Origin of the sequence: Vibrio rarus (assembly GCF_024347075.1) — a bacterium.
Taxonomy (GTDB): Bacteria; Pseudomonadota; Gammaproteobacteria; order Enterobacterales; family Vibrionaceae; genus Vibrio; species Vibrio rarus.
On record NZ_AP024901.1, the window covers coordinates 965687 to 984219 of the forward strand.

The window sequence follows — 18533 nt, forward strand, 5'->3', positions numbered from 1 at the left end:
AGGTTTATTGAAGTTTAAAGTTAATGGGAACTTGCACCCGATAGGCGATGCGTTGTCCTTGTTCGTTGTGGCGTTGAAATTGCCATTCGGATACGGATTTCATTGCGGCATCATCTAAAATCTTATGTCCAGACGATGAAACAATGCTTTGTTTGATTTGCTTGCCCTCTGTATTTATCCAAATCTCAATTAATGTACTGCCCTGCAAGCCACGTCGTTGCGCGAGCCTTGGGTAGCCCACTGCTGTAGGTTTGGCCGAAAAAGTCGGCGTGGTGACGAGTTTAGGTTTGCTGGCGCTGGCGGCATTGGCACTTGTGTGACGCTGGGGTTTATCTGCCGTTAAAGGCGCTTTTGTCTGCGTTGTTTGCATTGGCTTTGTTTCTACCCGTTTAGTTTCCACCGGTTTAGTTGTCGGTGGCTGGGATTTTTGTTTAGCCTTGTGCGGAGTTAACTTGGGTGTCTCTATTTTTTTTGCTGTAGGTGTTACTGGTTCAGGTTTTGCAACAGGTTTTGCAACGGGTTTTTTAATGGGAGTCACTTTTTTGGGTGTGACGGTACTCTTTACTTTGGCCACGGGTGACACAGCAGGCTTAGTGACAACTGGCTTGGTTTGCTTTAAAGGTGTGACTTTTTGCACCACAGGCGCAGTTAGTGCTTTAGGTTGCTTTGTTGGTGGCGTCTCGCTCACAGTTTTGACGGGTTGAGGTCGTGAGACAAAGGTAATACTTACCGCTTGTCCTTGTTCACTGCTCGCCATAGAAATGGATTGCTTTGCTGGTGTAAAAGAGAGTGCGACCCCGTGGATCAGAAGAGAAATACCACCGGCGACTAAATATCGATACTGTTTCACTGTGGTTAAATCCATGCTCAATCAAGTCTACTGAAAGTCATTATGCAGATAATGCGAATAATATCAATTATCATTTGCATTATATTTTAAGATCAATATAGTAGTCACAAAATTGAGTTAATGATATTTATTCGCATTTGATCTTATGGCAAAAATAGCCCCATCTTCATCGAACATGTTGCAAGCAAAAAGAAAATGAACCTTGAATTAAACAATACAGAGATAACGGGCAAGCATACTCCAGACCCACTGCGCTTCGCTTTTAACAAGAAAAAAGGGCCTCATGCAGGGGGTATGGCAAAGCCAGTGCCACATGAACACACTCAATCTACCCTTAGCACAGCATACTCAGCGAAAGGGGAAAAAGGTCCTCGTTGTCTTTATATACACATACCCTTTTGCCGCGTGCGTTGTACTTATTGTAACTTTTTCCAGTACGCTTCTAGTTCGCAACTCATTGACCGCTATTTTGATGCGCTGAAAAAAGAGTTGTTATGGAAAGCCTCTCTGCCTTGGACACAAGCATATCCTTTTCAAGCGGTGTATATCGGTGGTGGGACACCCACAGATTTAACCGCTAAGCAAATACAGCAACTAGGTAAGATGATTCATGATCATTTCCCGTTAACTCCTGATTGTGAAATTACTTTAGAGGGGCGTATCAATCGTTTTGATGACCAAAAATTTGAGTCAGCCTTAGCCGGGGGAATTAATCGCTTTTCGTTTGGTGTTCAAAGCTTTGATAGCAAAGTGCGCCGTAGCGCAAAACGCTTGAATGACGGTGACGAAGTATTACAAAGATTACAGCACTTTGTGAGTTATGACAGTGCCCCCATTGTCATCGATCTACTGTACGGATTACCTCATCAAACATTAGATGTTTGGGCTGAAGATTTGAATTTGTATCTGGAAAGTGGCGCTCATGGCGTGGATCTTTATCAGCTTATAGAGATGCAAAACTTACCAATGGAACGTTTAGTCAAGCAAGGGAAATTACCCTTTCCTGCCAATACTCAAGTTAAAGCTCAAATGTACAAAATGGGCGTTGAATTTATGGCACAGCACCATCAACGACGCCTCAGTGTTAACCACTGGAGTTCGGATAACCGTGAGCGCTCTATTTATAACAGCTTGGCAAAAACTTGCGCACAAGTACTGCCTCTTGGGGCAGGAGCGGGGGGGACGGTGAACGGCATTAGCACTATGCAATATCGTGATATGGATAAGTACATCGAAGCGGGTAGCAACAATCAATTTGCCGCAGCAATGGCCTTTTTCAGTGCACCGAATGCTGCTCTTATCAATGGAATTAAAGCCGCTTTTGATCGTGGCGTATTGAGTGCTACCGCCTTGCCTCAAGGGGTGTTTGAACAATTGCGTCCACTGTTTGATATTTGGCAAAGAAATGGCTTGGTTGATGTCCAACAAGGCTATTTATCTTTAACGCTCGCAGGTCAGTTTTGGTCAGTCACGTTAGCGCAAAACCTCATTTGGTTGATGTCTAATAACCTTGTATCTGAGCATCATGTACCTGATGAACAAGTAGTAATACACAATAATAAAACCCACACAGCGGCATAATTTAAGGAAAAGCATGTATACAAAGTTAACGAAACAGCAGGTATTGGAAGCGGTAGCAAACATTATGGAAAGTGATAGCTCTGTTCCTGTATCACAAATGGCAGTGGATCTGAATGTAACCGAAGGTGAAATTACTTTTGTGTTGCCATCTACAATGGTGACGGTTATTGCTGGAGAGCAAGCTCAATCGATACTTGAAGCTTTACCTACATGGGGAAAAGTGACCACAATAGTTCACTCTTTTGGTTCAATCTTTGAATATAAAGCGCCGTTTCCTAAGGGCAAAGTCGCCCATGGTTATTACAACTTAATGGGGCGTGAAGGTGAGCTTCATGGACATTTACGTTTGGATCTAATTGAACACATTGCCGTGGTGTCTAAACCGTTTCATAAAATGGAAAGCCACTATGTTGGTTTTTTTGATGCCTCTGGTGAGTGTGTGTTTAAAGTTTACTTAGGCCGTGATAAAAAACGTCAGCTTTTCCCTGAACAACTTGAAAAACTAGCACAACTTAAAAAGGAATTTGCATAATGAGTGCTGAAAATATGGACAATGACAACCGCGCAGAAGTAAAGCAACAGCGTCTACAGGGGCGCTTAGGGCCAGAGGTTCAAGCGTTTCGTGATGCGTGCCAAAGCTTGCAACTGGCTACTATAACCAAAGAGGGACTACCTCATGTAAGTTATACCCCTTTTGCTTTTGACCAGGCGGGTTATTACATCTTGGTCAGTGATCTTGCCGTGCATGGACAGAACCTGAAACTGAACAAGAATGTCTCCATCATGATGGTGGAAGATGAAGGGGATGCGAAGAGTATTCACGCGCGCAAACGTTTGACCTTTGATACCACAGCCGAACACATTGCAAAAGAATCGGACCAAGGGGCGGCGGGTGTCGCCGCGTTATTTGCACGCTTTGGTGATATGGTTAAAAACTTGGCGCAGTTGGGCGATTTTCATCTCTATAAACTGACCCCGAGCAATGGACGTTATGTGAAAGGCTTTGGCCAAGCGTTTAATGTATCAGGTAATGATTTAGTGGACTTCTTGCACTTGTCTGAAGGTCATGTACAAGACGAGAAGTCGCGCCATTCAGAGCTCACATCACAGTAATTTGTTTTTAACCATTGAATGGATGAGGCTAACTTTCATACTTTGCTTAAAAAGTTCGGCCTTTTTTAAATATTGAGCGGTAAACAGACAACGATGCGCAAGCGCTGGTTAAATAAAGCGTAAATACAGATAATTTTGCTGCAACTATTGGTCGTCACGTTATCACTTAGTGACGGCCATTGTTTAGTTCAGTCACAACTCCCCTTTGCCTACCGGAGCTTCTCTACTTTCTTTTTATTCGTCTTCATTTATTTAACATCTTCTCATTGCAATGCATATTATTAACACAAGAGATAACCAACAAGGATTTTGTGTGACCGACCCACAAGCTAACGTTATGCCCACCCTCAATAAACAATGGTTATACCAATAAGCGATGAAGCATAAGAGAAAACTCTTATATGCTAACTTTATCGCCTTTATAGCGACGCTGATCAGCGTGCCTATTCCGCTATTATTGCCTTTAATGGTGGATGAGGTTCTGTTAGATAAACCCGCGCAGGGATTGGCATTTTTGAATACCGTCTTACCACAATCAGCGCAGACGGCGGTGGGCTATATTGTCTCTGTGTTGCTGTTGATTATTGCTATGCGCATAGGTAGCCAAGCATTAAATATCCTGCAAACTCGGCAGTTTACCTTAGTGTCAAAGCAGCTGACTTGCCAATTACGTCAGTGGATCCTCGATAAACTCGGTAGAGTATCCATGCAACAATATGAAGAAAAAGGTAGCGGTGGCCTGACTTCGCATTTAGTGACGGATATTGAAACCATTGATAAATTTATTGGCTCTACATTGAGCCGATTTGTTATTAGCATACTGACCGTCATTGGCACGGGGAGCATTCTGCTGTGGCTTAATTGGCAGTTGGGTTTGTTCATTATTTTAATGAATCCAGTGGTGATTTATTTGTCGCGGAAATTGGGACAAAGAGTCAAACATTTAAAGAAAAAAGAGAATCAAGCGTTTGAAAAATTTCAGCAACGGTTAGTGGAAACCTTAGATGGAATTTATCAGCTTCGTGCCGCGAATCGTGAGCATGAATATTTGGGGCGCTTAAAGCAAGATGCAGAATCCATTCGTATCGACGCGGATAAATACGCGTGGCAATCGGATGCGGCGAATCGCTTGTCATTTTTAATGTTTCTTATTGGTTTTGAAATTTTCCGTGCGGCGGCCATGTTAATGGTGCTGTTTAGTGATCTCACCATTGGGCAGATCTTTGCTGTTTTTGGCTATTTGTGGTTTATGTTGTCGCCAGTACAAGAATTGCTAAGTATTCAATTCTCTTGGTATAGCGCATCGGCGGCGATGAAACGATTAAATGGCATTTTAGAAATGCCCGAAGAGCATCGTCCGTTGGCGACGGTGAATCCTTTCATTAAAGGTCATGCCATTGACATCGAGTTTAACAAGGTTAGTTTCTCCTATGATAATGAGCGTAAGGTTCTCGATAACTTTTCATTGACCATTCCTAAAGGAAAACGGGTTGCGCTGGTGGGGGCCTCTGGTGGCGGAAAATCCACTTTGATTCAATTGTTGTTGGGGATTTATCAAAAGGACAGCGGTGATATCTTGGTGAATGGGCACAGCATTGAGTCGGTCAGCTACGAAGCGTTACGCAAAGAGTTAGCCGTCGTGTTACAACAACCGATGATATTTAACGATACATTGCGTCAAAATCTGACGCTAGGGCAGCATTATGAAGAAAGTCAACTGTGGGATGCTCTTGAGGTAGCGCAATTAAGCGATTTAAACAAGACTTTACCCAATGGCTTAGACTCTCATATAGGTCGTCAAGGGGTTCGTTTATCGGGAGGGCAACGCCAGAGGTTAGCCATTGCGCGGATGGTATTAAGTAACCCTGAATTGGTGATTTTAGATGAGGCTACTTCAGCATTGGATACGGCGACTGAAGCCAAATTACACGATGCATTGAATCGCTTTTTAAAGAATAGAACCACCTTGATTGTGGCGCATCGATTATCTGCAGTAAAACAGGCTGATCTTATCTATGTGTTAGAAGATGGAAAAGTGATTCAATCGGGTACGCACGTCGATCTCATTGAGGCAGATGGCTTATATCAAACGTTATATGGCAATCTGCAAGTAGGGTAAAGGCATAAAATAGCCGGTGTATCACCGGCTATTTTTGTCACTGTGTTTTGGGTAAGTCTCTTAACATGGAGTCCACATAGGATTTTATTTTCAACTTACTCTCTTCGGATGCCGGCTGAGGGGTAGCGTTGGCGCCCCCTTGAGCTAAAGCGTGCCACTTAAGCTCCATGAGTGGGTAAGAATACATGGCAATGACGATGCTTCCTTTTTGCTCACTATTAGCAAAGTCGGCCGCAGGGATCCCTGTGCTCAGTTTAATTTTATCGAAAAGTTCTCGATCATTGAGGGCGGATTCTAATGCCACGCCATAACCCACTAAAAAATCTGGTTGTTGCTGAAGTGGAACGCGAATGTAGCCTTTTTCGGCCAAACTTTGGCTAATGGCGTCATTAAAGACGTGTTTAATGGTGACGCCATCATTTTGATCATCAACGAACGTTTGTCCAGAACGAGGGTGCCAAGCATAGGTTTTGGCGTTACTTGAAATGAATTGGTAGTCACCACTGCTGACGATGCCAATGGCAAAATTATTACTTGGCTGCGGACTTGTAGTGCAAGCTGATAAAAATAGAACAAGCGCTAACGAAAAAAGTGACTTCATGTACACCTCGACAAATAAGTTAAGTACGTAAATAGTTATTCACACCGGATATTCATCTAGTAGAATATATGGGGTGGCGATAAAATGTCCAGCAAAAGGCATGTGCCCAGTGATGGCTTTCATAAGAAAAGGACTTTATATGATAAACAAGCCGCAACAATTGTGTTATTTAGCGATGAGTATGCTGTGCTGTAGCGCCTCGGTATGGGCGGTAGAACCGTTATTTGATACCCCTGCGGATGCCCAGCCAACCTTTGTCGATAAGGCGTTTGATTTAGTAGGGGCTGATGGAGGTTTTGACCCTGCAAAAGGGGTCGATATGAGTTATATCCCTTCGGTGTTTTATAATCCAGAGCAAGAGTTTGGTGGTGGAGCATTAATTCTTGGCTTGTATAAAATGGACTCTGCATTGGATGTTGAGCAACCGTCATCATTTGTTATTAATGGCTATATCTCAACCAACCTCTCTATGGGGGTGGTGTTTGACAATACAACGTTTCTAAACTCTGGCAAAAACCGCTTTGTCTTGGAGTCTGAGATTCATGATGAGCCAGTGGTCTATTATGGCACTGGTTATCAATCCACCAGCAATAATAATAACAAAGTGGTATACACTGAAACGTTACTCACCTTAACCCCAAAATGGTACCAGCAAGTGGCGCAAAACTGGTTTGTGGGTCTAGGTGCTAATGTGACCTACGTGAAGACCAAAGATCCCGAAGTGGGTGATGAGGTCAGTGGCGGCGGTAATCCATTGTTATTTAACGATCTGCAATCCAATACATCTGCAGGGATGTTGCTTTTGGCGCTATACGATAGCCGCAACTATATTGAAAATACGGAAAGCGGCACATTATTTCAGGCCGATTTTGGCGCGTATTATAGTAATTTAAATTCAAATTCTTTTGCCCTTTATGACATTGAATTAGCGCATTTTATTGACTTAGCCCCCATCCCCGGCGTGCTGGCTTTACAAGGGCAGGGTAATTTTACTTCAGGTGATGTGCCATGGAACCAATTACCCGATTTAGGCGGAGCGTATGCGATGCGAGGTTATATCTTAGGACGCCACCGTGATGAGCAAATGGCCATGGCGCAAATTGAGTACCGTCTGCCCATTTATAGACGCTGGGGCAGTGTTTTCTGGGGGGGCGTGGGATCAACCGGCCAAGATTTTAACCAACTGAGTGATGATGTGCTCACCAGTTATGGTTTAGGGCTACGCTATCGTTTAAAAGGGCGGATTAACCTGCGCGCCGATCTTGGGTTTGGTGAAGATGAAACTTTATTCTACTTTAATGTGAACGAGGTTTTTTAGGGTGCGGCGATACTTTAAGCCGTGCTCAATTAATGTGAGTTTTTGCTACCGCCTGTTGCTCTACAATGAATGTAATGGCTTCATCGTTTAAGCAGGATTTACTGATATATTGGCGCTGTTTTCCTATATGCAGGATAAAGCCTAAATCGCTTTGCTCAAGTTGGTCTATGTCATGCCAAGAGATGCTACGGGTGTTGCTACCGCTTTTATAGCTCACACCGTTACAGTCCGCTTGAAACACCACTTTGTTGCCATTGCTCATACTGAATGTTTGTCGCCATAACCACCAGCTCCTCTTAAAATAAACACTGCATGCTTCAACAATACTCAACACAATAAAGAACCAACCCACATAGCTGTTGGGAAGTAGCGAAAATTTTAATAAAACCACACCAAAAATAAGGAAAAACGCCCCTTTTAAATAGGATTTTGGGAACCGAGTAGGGCGACTAGTTTGATCATAACACTCAGCAAAAAAAGCTTTGTCTAAGGTGTACTCTGTGGTGAAACAAAAATCTTTAGGCATAAGGCTACCGGCGTTTTTCAAGGTTGTATGTGAATAAGTCACCCATATTGGGCTCTAGCAACACAGTCATTGTATCGCTTCTTAGCGTTTTCCTTTAGCTATTTTGCCACTCTTCCTAAGAATAAATATGCCAAAAAAATGTGGCCACCCATTGTAAATAATCAGATTGAACACAATAGGTGGAAGCGTTTGTCCATGAGACATAGGTGGATTTGGTCTGCAATTGATGGGTGCTATATGAATACCTTTAATGTGGGTGTCCATATAAATCAATGGATGCTGATACATAGGTTTTAGTATGGGTGTCCAGATAATTTATACTTCAGATAAATGTGGGCACCCAATGTAAATAACCAGATTGAACACACTAGGTGAAAGCGTTTATCCATGAGACATAGGTGGGTTTGGCCTGCAATTGACGGGTGCTAAATGAATGTCTTTTAATGTGGGTGTCCATATAAATTAATCACATAAATTATGTGGGGGTCGGAGAATAACGAGCGATGTTGGAAAACCATAACTATTGGGAAAAGCCAGCTTTAAGCTGACTTTCCCATTTCAATTTTATGTTTTAGTGTTAGAGATAATTAGAAGGCGTAGGTTGCTGAAATTCCGTAGTTTCGCTCGGCTTGCGTGTTTTCTTTGTATAATTGGTCATCGCCACGGACATCATTCCAACGGTAGTACTCTTCGTTTGTTAGGTTAAATACACCACCACGAATAGTCAGATCTGTGATTGGTTTGTAGTAAGCGGTCAAGTCCATTACGGTGGCACTAGGAAGTTCAACTTGACCAGAATTACCCCCATTATTATCATCAAAGTTGATGTCTGAACTGGACTTTTTAGCTGTGTAATTCAGCTTAAAACTGGCACCCCAATGGTTATTTGGAGCATCGTAGTTAACCCCAAATACGGCATTCCAAGGGTTCACACTGTTTAGTGCATTCCCATTACCATCTTCACCCTCTGTATATGAGGCGACAAAATGAGTGGAAATGCCTTCAGGTGCACCAACTAACGCATCCCAAAGCAAGATATTAGAGAACTCAATCCCTTTAATTGTAGCCGAGTCTAAGTTTACGTTAGAGTAATGGGTTGTACCGCCTTCTTGTTTTGTAATTACTGTTTCAATGAAGTCATCGTAATCACTATAGTAAGCTGCAATTTCATATGATGATGCATGTGTATTATGACGGTAACCTAACTCGTAAGAAATACTGGTTTCTGACTTTAAATCTGGGTTTGGGTCGTTTACGTAGCCGTGGCCTGGGTTGTCATATGTATAGTACAATTCATCAAAAGAGGGGGCTCTAAAGCCTTGGCTTACTTGGCCAAAAATGGTGCTGGTATCTGTCAGTTTGTATGATGTACCCAAACGGCCTGTGACTGCTGAATCGGAAAAATCTGTCAAATTCTCCCCTGTATTTTCCCCAGGATCTGTTGAAAAGTAGTCAAAACGCACTCCCGGAGTAACAACAAGCCTATTATTTAGTAGGCTAATTTCGTCTTGTATAAACAGGCCAAATTTTTGTTCTTTTGCATCAGGTGTATAGACATAAAGCTGATCACCAGTATCAGGATCTGAGTTGTACTCCATATTGGTGTTACTGATGTCGCTGTGTGTATAGGTTGCGCCATAAACTAAATAATGATTGTTTATCTCTTTGTCGAGCTGAGTTTCTACTTCAATCTTATCTTCTGTGTATTGGTAATCTTTTGTTTGTAAATTATCGTTGTTAGGTGGAAGGAAAGGGGGGAAGCCAGGACCTGCAGGTCTAAAGCGCTCCGTCACACCATTTTCTTCTTTAGAAATGTACGACACTTTACTGGTTACTGTGTCAGCAATGGTAGCATCAGCGAACCAGATGTGTTTAATAGCAAATCGATTTTGCTTAGTGTCATCTGCGCCAGTGTAGCTATCATAGCTTGAATGGTAGATATCAGAATCTGACGTATCTTTTATCAGTTCAGCGAGAAATTCGATTCGATGATTTTCATTTAGTTGATATTGTAATTTAACTAAAAGGTTGTCTACGGATGTGTCTTGGTCTTCGACAGCATAGTTTTCTAAGTTATTATAATCGCGGAAATTTTGAACCTCTTGCCCGTCACGTCGCGTATAGGCCACTAAGGTTTCTAGATCACCCCATCGATTTGCCAATGCAACGTGCTCACTGAAAGATTTATCTTCTGAAGAATAAGAGAGCTTCGCTTGGCCACCCACATTGTTACCATCTTTTAAGAAATCAGAAGGGTCTTTGGTTTCAAAGGCCACCACACCACCAATAGCATCACTACCGTGAAGACTAGATGCAGCACCTTTGATGATTTCAACACTTTTCAACATGTCAGGATCGATTGTAATACCACTGGAGTTGATAAAGCCGTAAGGCCCACCATCAAAGGATCCTGGCTGAGAGGAGCCATCCACTAAAATCTTAACTCGCTTACCTTCCATGCCACGAATATTGATTGTCTGTGCACCTTGGCGAGAGGTTGAGTTCATTGTTACGCCAGGTGTGTATTCGAAAATTTCATTCACATCTTTGGTCATGTTCTCTTCAATTTGCTTATCAGAGATGACAGTAACAGAGGCGGCCGTATTGGTTAGTGTTTGGTTGGTACGAGTTGCCGTTACAACAACCTCGTCAAGTAGGGCATAATCTTCAGCAAAGACTGATGTTGATGAAAGCGCCAAAACGATTGAAGCAGAGAGTAGGGATTGCTTATACATCTGATAGTTACCTTAATTCCATAGTATTATCGTATCGGTGAAAGATAATATGGGATCTAATTGATAATTACTATCATTCGTATTTCACTTTATTTGTAATCTTGTTCGACCTCTTCTACTTTTTAAATATAAGTCATTGTATTAATTGACTTTTTAAAATGCCATTTTTGTCTAGATAGTTTGGTGTTTTGTGATGCACGTCTCGTTAAATACATCTCGTTAAATACATCTCGTTAAATACATCTCGTTAAATACAAGGGGCTTATGCTTTGAATCTTTAATGCTAACGGTCTAGTTGAGGGGGTAATATTTTCCCAGTATAAAACCAGGCACTATCTGACAGCAGCAAAATGAGGCTATACGGCGTAAATATTAAGATTGAGTAAAAGGGGCGCTTTCTCTATTAGTCGTAAGTGAACCTGGTGTTGTAATTCGTTGGAAATGAATGTTTTTGTCTGACACACCTACAGCTAAGAATATGATTTACCTCGTATACATACAGATTTTTATATAGCATGATAATAAAATCTTACAGCTAGTTTTATTTCTAAACAATTTCACTTACTTTGTATTTTAAAAAGGGATTTAAATGAACAAGCTACCGACTAAGGTTGCCCTATGTCTAGGTGTTGCACTACTTGGCTCTAATGTTACTTATGCCAATAATTTTTATGCCGATGGCCGAACAACTGGAATGGGAGGGACTGGTGTCGCCTCTGGTAATTATTTAGCCGCAAGCTTTATCAATCCAGCGCTTCTTGCAAATAGCCAACCTGATGATGGTTTTGGTCTATTGCTTCCTTCTATTGGAATTAGAGCGGTCGATTCAGACGAGACGCTTTCACACATTAATGACCTGCAAGACAGTTATGATGGGTTACATGGCCAAAGTACCCAAGACGATATAGATGAATTTGCGAAAAATCTCAATGCATTGTCTGATGCTAAGCCTGTATCGGTTGAAGGAAGTGCAGGGCTTGCCATCGCACTTCCTTTTGATGCAGTCTCAGTAGCGTTATTTAGTCAAAGTTATCTCAACTTGATCTCGATGGCAGATGTGGCACATGTTGACTCAAATGATTGGGCTTCAATTGAACAAGCCTATAATGATTCCACTGCATCTATTGTTGGTATAGGTGTGATGGATGTCGGTGTAACATTTGCTAAGAAGTTTACTTTTGATGAGCAGAGTGTTTCTGTAGGCGTTTCACCTAAGTTTCAGCAATTACACAGCTTTTACTCAAAAAGTGCACTAAACGACTACAAAATTAGTGATTATGATGATGTTTCGACAACAGAAAACACATTTAATATTGATCTCGGGCTTTTATATCAATGGCGTGACCTTTCTGTCGGTCTCAGTGCGCTCAATTTAATTAGCCAAGATATTGAAACTGTAGAAGTACTAGGGCAAACACATACTTATAAAGTAGAACCACATATAGGGGTAGGCTTTGCCTATCAATTAAAATACTTCACCTTCGCAGCCGATGCAGATCTCAACAAGCAAACACGATTTGCGAGCGTATCAAGCGATGATACACAGTTTGTTCGAGCAGGGGTTGAAGGTAACTTATTTGATTGGGCGCAACTTCGCTTAGGCTATGAGCATGATCTTGAAGGCAATCTGGAAGATAGTGTTACCGCCGGTATTGGATTGAGCCCGTTTGGTGTTGTCCATCTTGATATCGCAGGATCGTATGCTAATGAAACTCAAGCAGCGGTTGGCGTGAATCTTTCTTTAACGCTTTAGCTTTTCTTTAGCTAGGCATTAAAACACAAAGCCCATTAGACCGAGATATTTAGAAAATATCAGCGACATTCTCAAAAAGAGGTGTAGAAGCTGTGTGAGTTCACGAACGTTATCTGAACAAAATCATGTGCATCATAGGCCCCCGTCTTTGTTGCATAGATTTATAGCATGGATGCCACATGAAGCCATCGAGGAATGATTTCACAGCGTTTTGTGGAGATGATGTACATGATCGATAAGTGTTCATTCATGTGTTCGCTCTAGGTGTAGAAGAGGGTGCTAACTATCAAAAGTGGCACCCTCTTCTCGTCAAAAAAACAAAGGGAAAATGTGGAGAAAAAATGTGGCCACCCATTGTAAATAATAAGATTGAATAGAGTAGGGGGGTCTTTATCTGTTAGTCGTTGATGGGTTTGGTTTGTAATGGGTTGATGCCGAATGTATTCATTTATTATGGGTGTCCATATAAATGGTAATGTGGGTGTCCATATAAATGATATAAATGCCTAATGGTCTAATTCGTTAGTTTTTCAGTACTTATGGATTTGAGCGTGTCATTACCTTAGCCACATCTGCGCCACAAGGATGCCACTACACATGTACATTTGTTTAGCTTGGAATTTCAAATGTTCTATGCTGTTTTAATGGCAACATATAGGCCTAGCTAAAGGGGAAAATAGAATGACATTGAGATCTGTGTTGCGGACCGTTTGGCATTACCTATATAAACCTTGCCACTATATGCTATTGCTCACTAGTTATTCCTTTCTTATATTAATAACAAAAAATTATCATTAATATAAATCATGATAATTTCATTTAATTATGTTCTCTTCATATACTTCTTTCATCGAAACAAATACAGATAAAACGAATTTGGAGCAAGTTATGAAAATGAATCACGTAGGCATCATGGTTGGCGATATGGACAAAGCGGTGGAGTTTTACACTCAAGCTCTAGGTCTAAAAATCGTAATGAACAACACTAAAGTCATCGAAGAGCGTGAATCTGCCATCGGTCGTATGTGTATCGCTGTTTTTGGTGAAGGTTTCAAAGGTTTCAACATTGCACACTTAGTGACTTCGGACGGTATCGGTGTTGAAATGTTCGAAATGAAAGAGCGCCAACAACGTCACCAAGTTGATTTTTCTCGTCTAGGCATTTTTCATTTTTGTCTACAGACCGACGATTTTACAGGAGTGATGGAAAAAGTAGAAAAATTCGGTGGCAAAGTACGTATGGACGTTATGCGCTACCACCCTGAAGATGACAGCAAACCAGCCAAAATGGTTTATTTAGAAGACCCGTTCGGTAACTTATTTGAACTTTACTCGCACACATATGAAGAAACCTACGCGACAGATTACGAATAATTGCGTTGCCCACCGAGTATAGAGTCTAGAAAAAGATCCCCTGTAGAGGATTAGAACTCTTACCTGTCAATGCGACGGACGTATTGGACCTCTAATGCTCAGACCGGATTTATTCAATGAAGGGTGGAAGGGCAGGGTTGTTAGGGTGGGTTTTGCAAGATTTAAGTCTCCTCCGAAAGGGGGAGTCATCGATTAGTACACTATGTTGATTATGACTTTAATGAACGATGATGAAAAAGCTCCGCTTAGCGTTATTGCTTGTAATTTCACCCTACGAAAGTCGTGATAAAGCTCGTTTTTCGAAATGGCAGGTGATATACCCAGTCGTCTATTCTTTAAAATACAGAAATGCATAACTATGCATTTCAATGCTTTGGCGTCTTCTGTGTCGATGTGTCTATATTGATGGTATTTAATCTTTAGAATTATTAAAGTTATGCCAATTTATTTAAATTTACTTATGTTTTATTTGCGTTTACTCTCAAAGTTGTATCAGGTCTACATGGCATTGAACGGTGTTAGGCTAATCATTAATTTCAAGGAAAATAAAAATGAAGAAGTGGTTATTGTTGATCACGATTTTGACGACAACATTTGCGAATATTGCTCAAGCTAAAGAGTGGAAAACGATACGATTTGGTATCGAGGGCGCCTATCCTCCTTTTAGTAAAACAGAAGCGGATGGTTCTTTAAGTGGCTTTGATATTGATATCGCTAAAGCGATTTGTCACCAAATGCAGGCCAAATGTACAATTGTTCCTCAAGACTGGGACAGTATTATTCCTTCTCTGCTTGCGCATAAATACGATGCGATTATGGCAGCTATGGACATTACTAAAGAACGTCTTAAAAGAGTTGACTTTACTAATAAGTATGCGCAAACACCGAATAGATTCTTAGTTAAAAAAGGAACTAAATTAGATTTTAAACACCTAGATGGTGTAAAAATTGGTGTTCAGCGTGCTACTACGCATGATCAATATCTTATTGATAATTATAAAAACGTGGATATTGTCCGTTATAACTCTTTTGATGATGCATGCCTTGATCTTGATAATGGACGAGTTGCAGCCATTCTTGGTGATGGTCTGGTTATTGAAGACAAATTGAAAGAAGCTGGAGCCAGTAAAGCTTATGAATTAGCAGGGCCTTCTTTAACTGATCCGAAATGGTTTGGTGAAGGCTTAGGAATTGCTACTCGCAAGCAAGATAAAGATTTGACAGCGCAGTTCAATGCCGCAATTAAAGCAATTCGCGCCGATGGCACTTATAAGAAAATTCAAGATAAATACTTTGATTTTGATATCTATGGTGACTAAGACCACAGGTCTATAACATTAAGGTTCTGCAGAAAATGTCCGGTAATTAACTGGACATTTTTTTGTATGTAAGGGCGCCAACTTTACTTGCCACTCTATGACATTAGTTAGTCGTTCACGAGTTTCTTCATGGCAACTGAGGTCACAACAGATTCCACTTTATGTATGATTTCAGAGACTTGCTCCCAAGTATTCCAATAAAGATCCACCAGAACGGACTTCTCACTGAGCAGCAGCAGTTCGTTATCATCCAATTCATTTTCAATCAAAATTTTCGGTAACATCGTCCAGCCGATCCCTTGCTTAACGACCTCGACTAATGCACTAGAGCTAGGAATATAGTGTGTTTTGCTATGATTGGAATGCAAATTGTATTGGGATAAAAACTGCTCAATCAAATCATCATTTCTATCAAATAAGGCAATAGGGGCACTAGCGAGCATCTGAGAGGTAAAATTGTCGCCCAAATGAGCAGTAAAAAATGCTTTAGAGCACACCGGGATATACTCTAACTGACCCAAAAAGCGAGTCTTGCAGCCACCAATTTGATTGTTTTTTGAGGTTATCGCCGCTATAACATCACCTTTAATGAGTAACTCTTGGGTATTTAGTGTATCTGAAACTCGAATATCAAAGGCAAGGTGAGGTTGATCATCAAGTTGTTGAATTACATCCATGAACCAGCACGTTAAGGTGTCGTGATTAACAGCAATGGTAAGTGCTCGAGCACTATCATTGCTTTTGTTACTTAAAACCAAATCCATTTCGTTTTGTAATAACAACATACGCCTTGCAAAGGTCAAAACCTGTTCGCCAACATCTGTTGGCTTGGGTGGTGTGCTTCTTATTAAAACAGAGCTGCCAATTCGATTTTCTAACGATTTTATTCTTTGAGAAATAGCGCCAGGGGAAACATTGAGTTGTTGAGCGGCATTGTCGAAACTTTGACCATCAACAATAGCAACGAGAGTTTCAATTTCTTTATGATCTAACATGCACAGCACTCACAGGTTTAAAAATACTAAAGATATAATATTTTAATTAGCTTTACTATATTGAGTGGCCTCTTTAATGTGACTGATAGAAGAACAATCTAATAACCGTGTTAGGAATAGAGATGAACAAATTTTTAACGGATGCTCCTGTCGCAAAACCACACACTTTTTTAGGGTTTCCTTTAGTTGATAACTTTGAACATTTTGATGCAGATATTGCGATATTGGGCGTGCCATTTGGTGTGCCTTACAGCACGTCGGGACAAGCTAATGAGCAAAGTGTCAGCCCCGATCATATTAGAAACTGGTCATCGCTAGCAGAAATAGAGATGACGCTTAATAATTACGATTTTGATCTTGGTGGTACATTACTTGATGGTAAAGAGATCAAGGTAGTGGATTGCGGCAATGCAAAATCAAGCCTAATTAATCCTATGGAGCACTATGACAACGCAGAGCAGATCGCTCGTAAAGTGTTTTCAGCCAACACCGTTCTCATCACTTTAGGGGGTGATCATGGCGTTTCTATTCCAATTATTAAGGCTTTAGATGCCTTAGATAAAGAGATCACTTTAATCCATATTGATGCTCATTTAGATTGGCGTGATGAGGTTAATGGTGAAGCACAAGGGTATTCTAGTGTAATACGCCGTGCTTCAGAAATGCCTTTTATTAAAGGTATTCATCAAATTGGTATGAGAGGCATTGGTAGCGCAACAACGAAAGAAGTAAAAGATGCGCAAGCCTACGGAAGTAACATCACCACCGCTTATGAAATGCATGATAAAGGTATTGAAGAAGTATTAAAGACGATTCCTGATAATGGGACATACTATCTAACGATTGATGCTGATGGTATTGACCCTACGATTATGCCTGGCGTATTAGCCCAAACACCGGGTGGTCTTAACTGGCTTCAACTGCATAAACTGATTCATGGTTTGGTGAATAAAGGAAGGGTTGTTGGGATGGATTTAGTAGAAATTACGCCAGCTTACGATGTTGGTAACATTACCATGATTCATGCGGAAAGACTGTTGTGTAACTTCATAGGAGCAACGGTTAGAGCGGGTTACTTTGATGATTGTTGTGGTAAAGAATCATAAATAAAATGACTATAAAGGTCAGTGGGTATAGTCAACAAAAGTAAGGCTATGCTAAATAATATGTGTCATTTCTATATTCTATTTAAATAGAAGTGACACATAATTACTGATGGCAGATTTAAAAAATCAAGGGTTGTTCATCTAGATAAGGGCGGTCTAACAACCCATTCAACAACTCAATATGAAACTAGGGCGTTGCATTTATATCAATGCTTCAAAGTAGAGTTATAAACTTAATACTCACCAACCTCAAAAGCAGCTTCATCAAAAATGGTTTGTAGTCTACGTGAATAGTTGTCCAATTCGGTCATACGCTCTTGCTCGGTTTTACGCGCTGGACCAAATACCTTCTGCGGTGCAAGTACAGAGAAGCCAGTAAACTCAAATACACCTCTGTGAATTGGGCGCAAAATAGCGTCTAAATCACCATTCCAACCATTCCAACCATTTTTCTCATACAGTTCCTCTGGTCCACCCATGGTGATGCTAAGCATGGCTTTTTTACCTTTAAACACGCCCTTATCGTAGAATCGACCACTACCATAAACTCTTCCCATTGCAAACACGCGGTCCACCCAACCTTTTAGTGCGGCTGGCATGCCAAACCACCAAAGAGGGAATTGAAAAATAACTAAATCACTCCATTCCAGTTTTTGGATCTCCAACTCGATATCAGCAGCAAAACCTTGATTTTCGCTGGCATGCAGTTCCTCAAGTTGTTGTTTGAAAAACTCATTATCATGGGTGGTAGTAAAGTTATGGCGACCCGATATAGCGTCGAAATTCATTGCATGTAGATCGGAAGTTTTTACCTCATGCCCCACAACTTGTAATGCTTCTACAGAGCGACGAAACATTGCGCTGTTAAAACTTTTTGGTTCTGGGTGCCAGTAGACGACGAGTACATTCATTTTTTGTCCTCCAATAATTCGACAATTTTCTGATAATGATATTCTTTTGCTAGGGCAAGCGGTGTTTTCCAATCAAAGCCCATTAAATCTGTTCGCGCGTCAGTATTAATTAAAGCATTAGTTTCTTAAAAATGCCTGTGCCAAACGGCATCATGTAGCGGGGTATAACCATGGCTTGGGACTTGTGCATTCAATCTCAATGTTTTTCGAATCCGTTATAGTTGGTCAATAT

The 18533-nt window shown here is 41.0% G+C and carries 15 protein-coding genes; 9 read left to right on the forward strand and 6 right to left on the reverse strand.

Annotated features, from left to right (window positions below; all coding sequences use genetic code 11):
* Positions 1-4 precede the first annotated feature (4 nt).
* Positions 5-865, reverse strand: coding sequence for an energy transducer TonB (locus tag OCU56_RS17160; protein ID WP_261875147.1), 861 nt, complete (start codon positions 863-865; stop codon positions 5-7).
* A 180-nt stretch (positions 866-1045) separates the two neighbouring features.
* Here OCU56_RS17160 and hutW point away from each other — a divergent pair, with 180 nt between their 5' ends.
* The 4 genes from hutW (at position 1046) to OCU56_RS17180 (ending at position 5663) form a co-directional block, all read left to right on the forward strand.
* Positions 1046-2431, forward strand: coding sequence for a heme anaerobic degradation radical SAM methyltransferase ChuW/HutW (gene hutW, locus OCU56_RS17165; protein ID WP_261875148.1), 1386 nt, complete (start codon positions 1046-1048; stop codon positions 2429-2431).
* Positions 2432-2444: 13 nt separating this feature from the next.
* Positions 2445-2963, forward strand: a complete 519-nt coding sequence (hutX, locus tag OCU56_RS17170; protein WP_261875149.1) for a heme utilization cystosolic carrier protein HutX — start codon at positions 2445-2447, stop codon at positions 2961-2963.
* Complete coding sequence (hutZ, locus tag OCU56_RS17175) at positions 2963-3544, forward strand: heme utilization protein HutZ (RefSeq protein WP_261875150.1); 582 nt, start codon at positions 2963-2965, stop codon at positions 3542-3544. Before hutX ends, hutZ begins: the two co-directional genes overlap by 1 nt.
* A gap of 376 nt (positions 3545-3920) precedes the next feature.
* Positions 3921-5663: an ABC transporter ATP-binding protein gene (locus OCU56_RS17180; protein ID WP_261875151.1), complete on the forward strand. Its 1743-nt coding sequence runs from the start codon at positions 3921-3923 to the stop codon at positions 5661-5663.
* Positions 5664-5700: 37 nt separating this feature from the next.
* On the opposite strand, the gene OCU56_RS17185 is transcribed toward OCU56_RS17180, so the two are convergent.
* Positions 5701-6264 (reverse strand): DUF4136 domain-containing protein, encoded by a 564-nt coding sequence (locus tag OCU56_RS17185; protein WP_261875152.1) that lies wholly within the window; start codon positions 6262-6264, stop codon positions 5701-5703.
* A 139-nt stretch (positions 6265-6403) separates the two neighbouring features.
* On the opposite strand from OCU56_RS17185, the gene OCU56_RS17190 reads away from it, so the two are divergent.
* A complete protein-coding gene (locus tag OCU56_RS17190) occupies positions 6404-7582 on the forward strand; it encodes a BamA/TamA family outer membrane protein (protein ID WP_261875153.1) in 1179 nt (392 codons plus the stop codon).
* Between the two features lie 25 nt (positions 7583-7607).
* On the opposite strand, the gene OCU56_RS17195 is transcribed toward OCU56_RS17190, so the two are convergent.
* Positions 7608-8108 carry a YcxB family protein gene (locus OCU56_RS17195; RefSeq protein ID WP_261875154.1) on the reverse strand — a complete coding sequence of 167 codons (501 nt, stop codon included), beginning with the start codon at positions 8106-8108 and terminating at the stop codon, positions 7608-7610.
* 587 nt (positions 8109-8695) lie between these two features.
* On the reverse strand, positions 8696-10843 hold the full coding sequence (locus tag OCU56_RS17200; protein WP_261875155.1) for a TonB-dependent hemoglobin/transferrin/lactoferrin family receptor: 2148 nt from the start codon (positions 10841-10843) through the stop codon (positions 8696-8698).
* A 589-nt stretch (positions 10844-11432) separates the two neighbouring features.
* On the opposite strand from OCU56_RS17200, the gene OCU56_RS17205 reads away from it, so the two are divergent.
* The 3 genes from OCU56_RS17205 to OCU56_RS17215 all read left to right on the forward strand — a co-directional run bounded on the left by OCU56_RS17205 (position 11433) and on the right by OCU56_RS17215 (position 15289).
* Positions 11433-12596, forward strand: coding sequence for a conjugal transfer protein TraF (locus tag OCU56_RS17205; RefSeq protein WP_261875156.1), 1164 nt, complete (start codon positions 11433-11435; stop codon positions 12594-12596).
* A gap of 888 nt (positions 12597-13484) precedes the next feature.
* Positions 13485-13970: a VOC family protein gene (locus tag OCU56_RS17210; RefSeq protein ID WP_261875157.1), complete on the forward strand. Its 486-nt coding sequence runs from the start codon at positions 13485-13487 to the stop codon at positions 13968-13970.
* A 551-nt stretch (positions 13971-14521) separates the two neighbouring features.
* Positions 14522-15289 (forward strand): lysine/arginine/ornithine ABC transporter substrate-binding protein, encoded by a 768-nt coding sequence (locus OCU56_RS17215; RefSeq protein WP_261875158.1) that lies wholly within the window; start codon positions 14522-14524, stop codon positions 15287-15289.
* 107 nt (positions 15290-15396) lie between these two features.
* Here OCU56_RS17215 and OCU56_RS17220 read toward each other — a convergent pair whose 3' ends face one another.
* Positions 15397-16284 carry an ArgP/LysG family DNA-binding transcriptional regulator gene (locus OCU56_RS17220; protein WP_261875159.1) on the reverse strand — a complete coding sequence of 296 codons (888 nt, stop codon included), beginning with the start codon at positions 16282-16284 and terminating at the stop codon, positions 15397-15399.
* Positions 16285-16406: 122 nt separating this feature from the next.
* Between OCU56_RS17220 and OCU56_RS17225 the strand changes: the two genes are divergently transcribed.
* Positions 16407-17390: an agmatinase gene (locus tag OCU56_RS17225; RefSeq protein WP_261875160.1), complete on the forward strand. Its 984-nt coding sequence runs from the start codon at positions 16407-16409 to the stop codon at positions 17388-17390.
* 233 nt (positions 17391-17623) lie between these two features.
* Here OCU56_RS17225 and OCU56_RS17230 read toward each other — a convergent pair whose 3' ends face one another.
* Entirely contained in the window at positions 17624-18301 is a 678-nt protein-coding gene (locus OCU56_RS17230) for an NAD(P)H-dependent oxidoreductase (RefSeq protein ID WP_261875161.1), read from the reverse strand.
* Between the last annotated feature and the right edge of the window lie 232 nt (positions 18302-18533).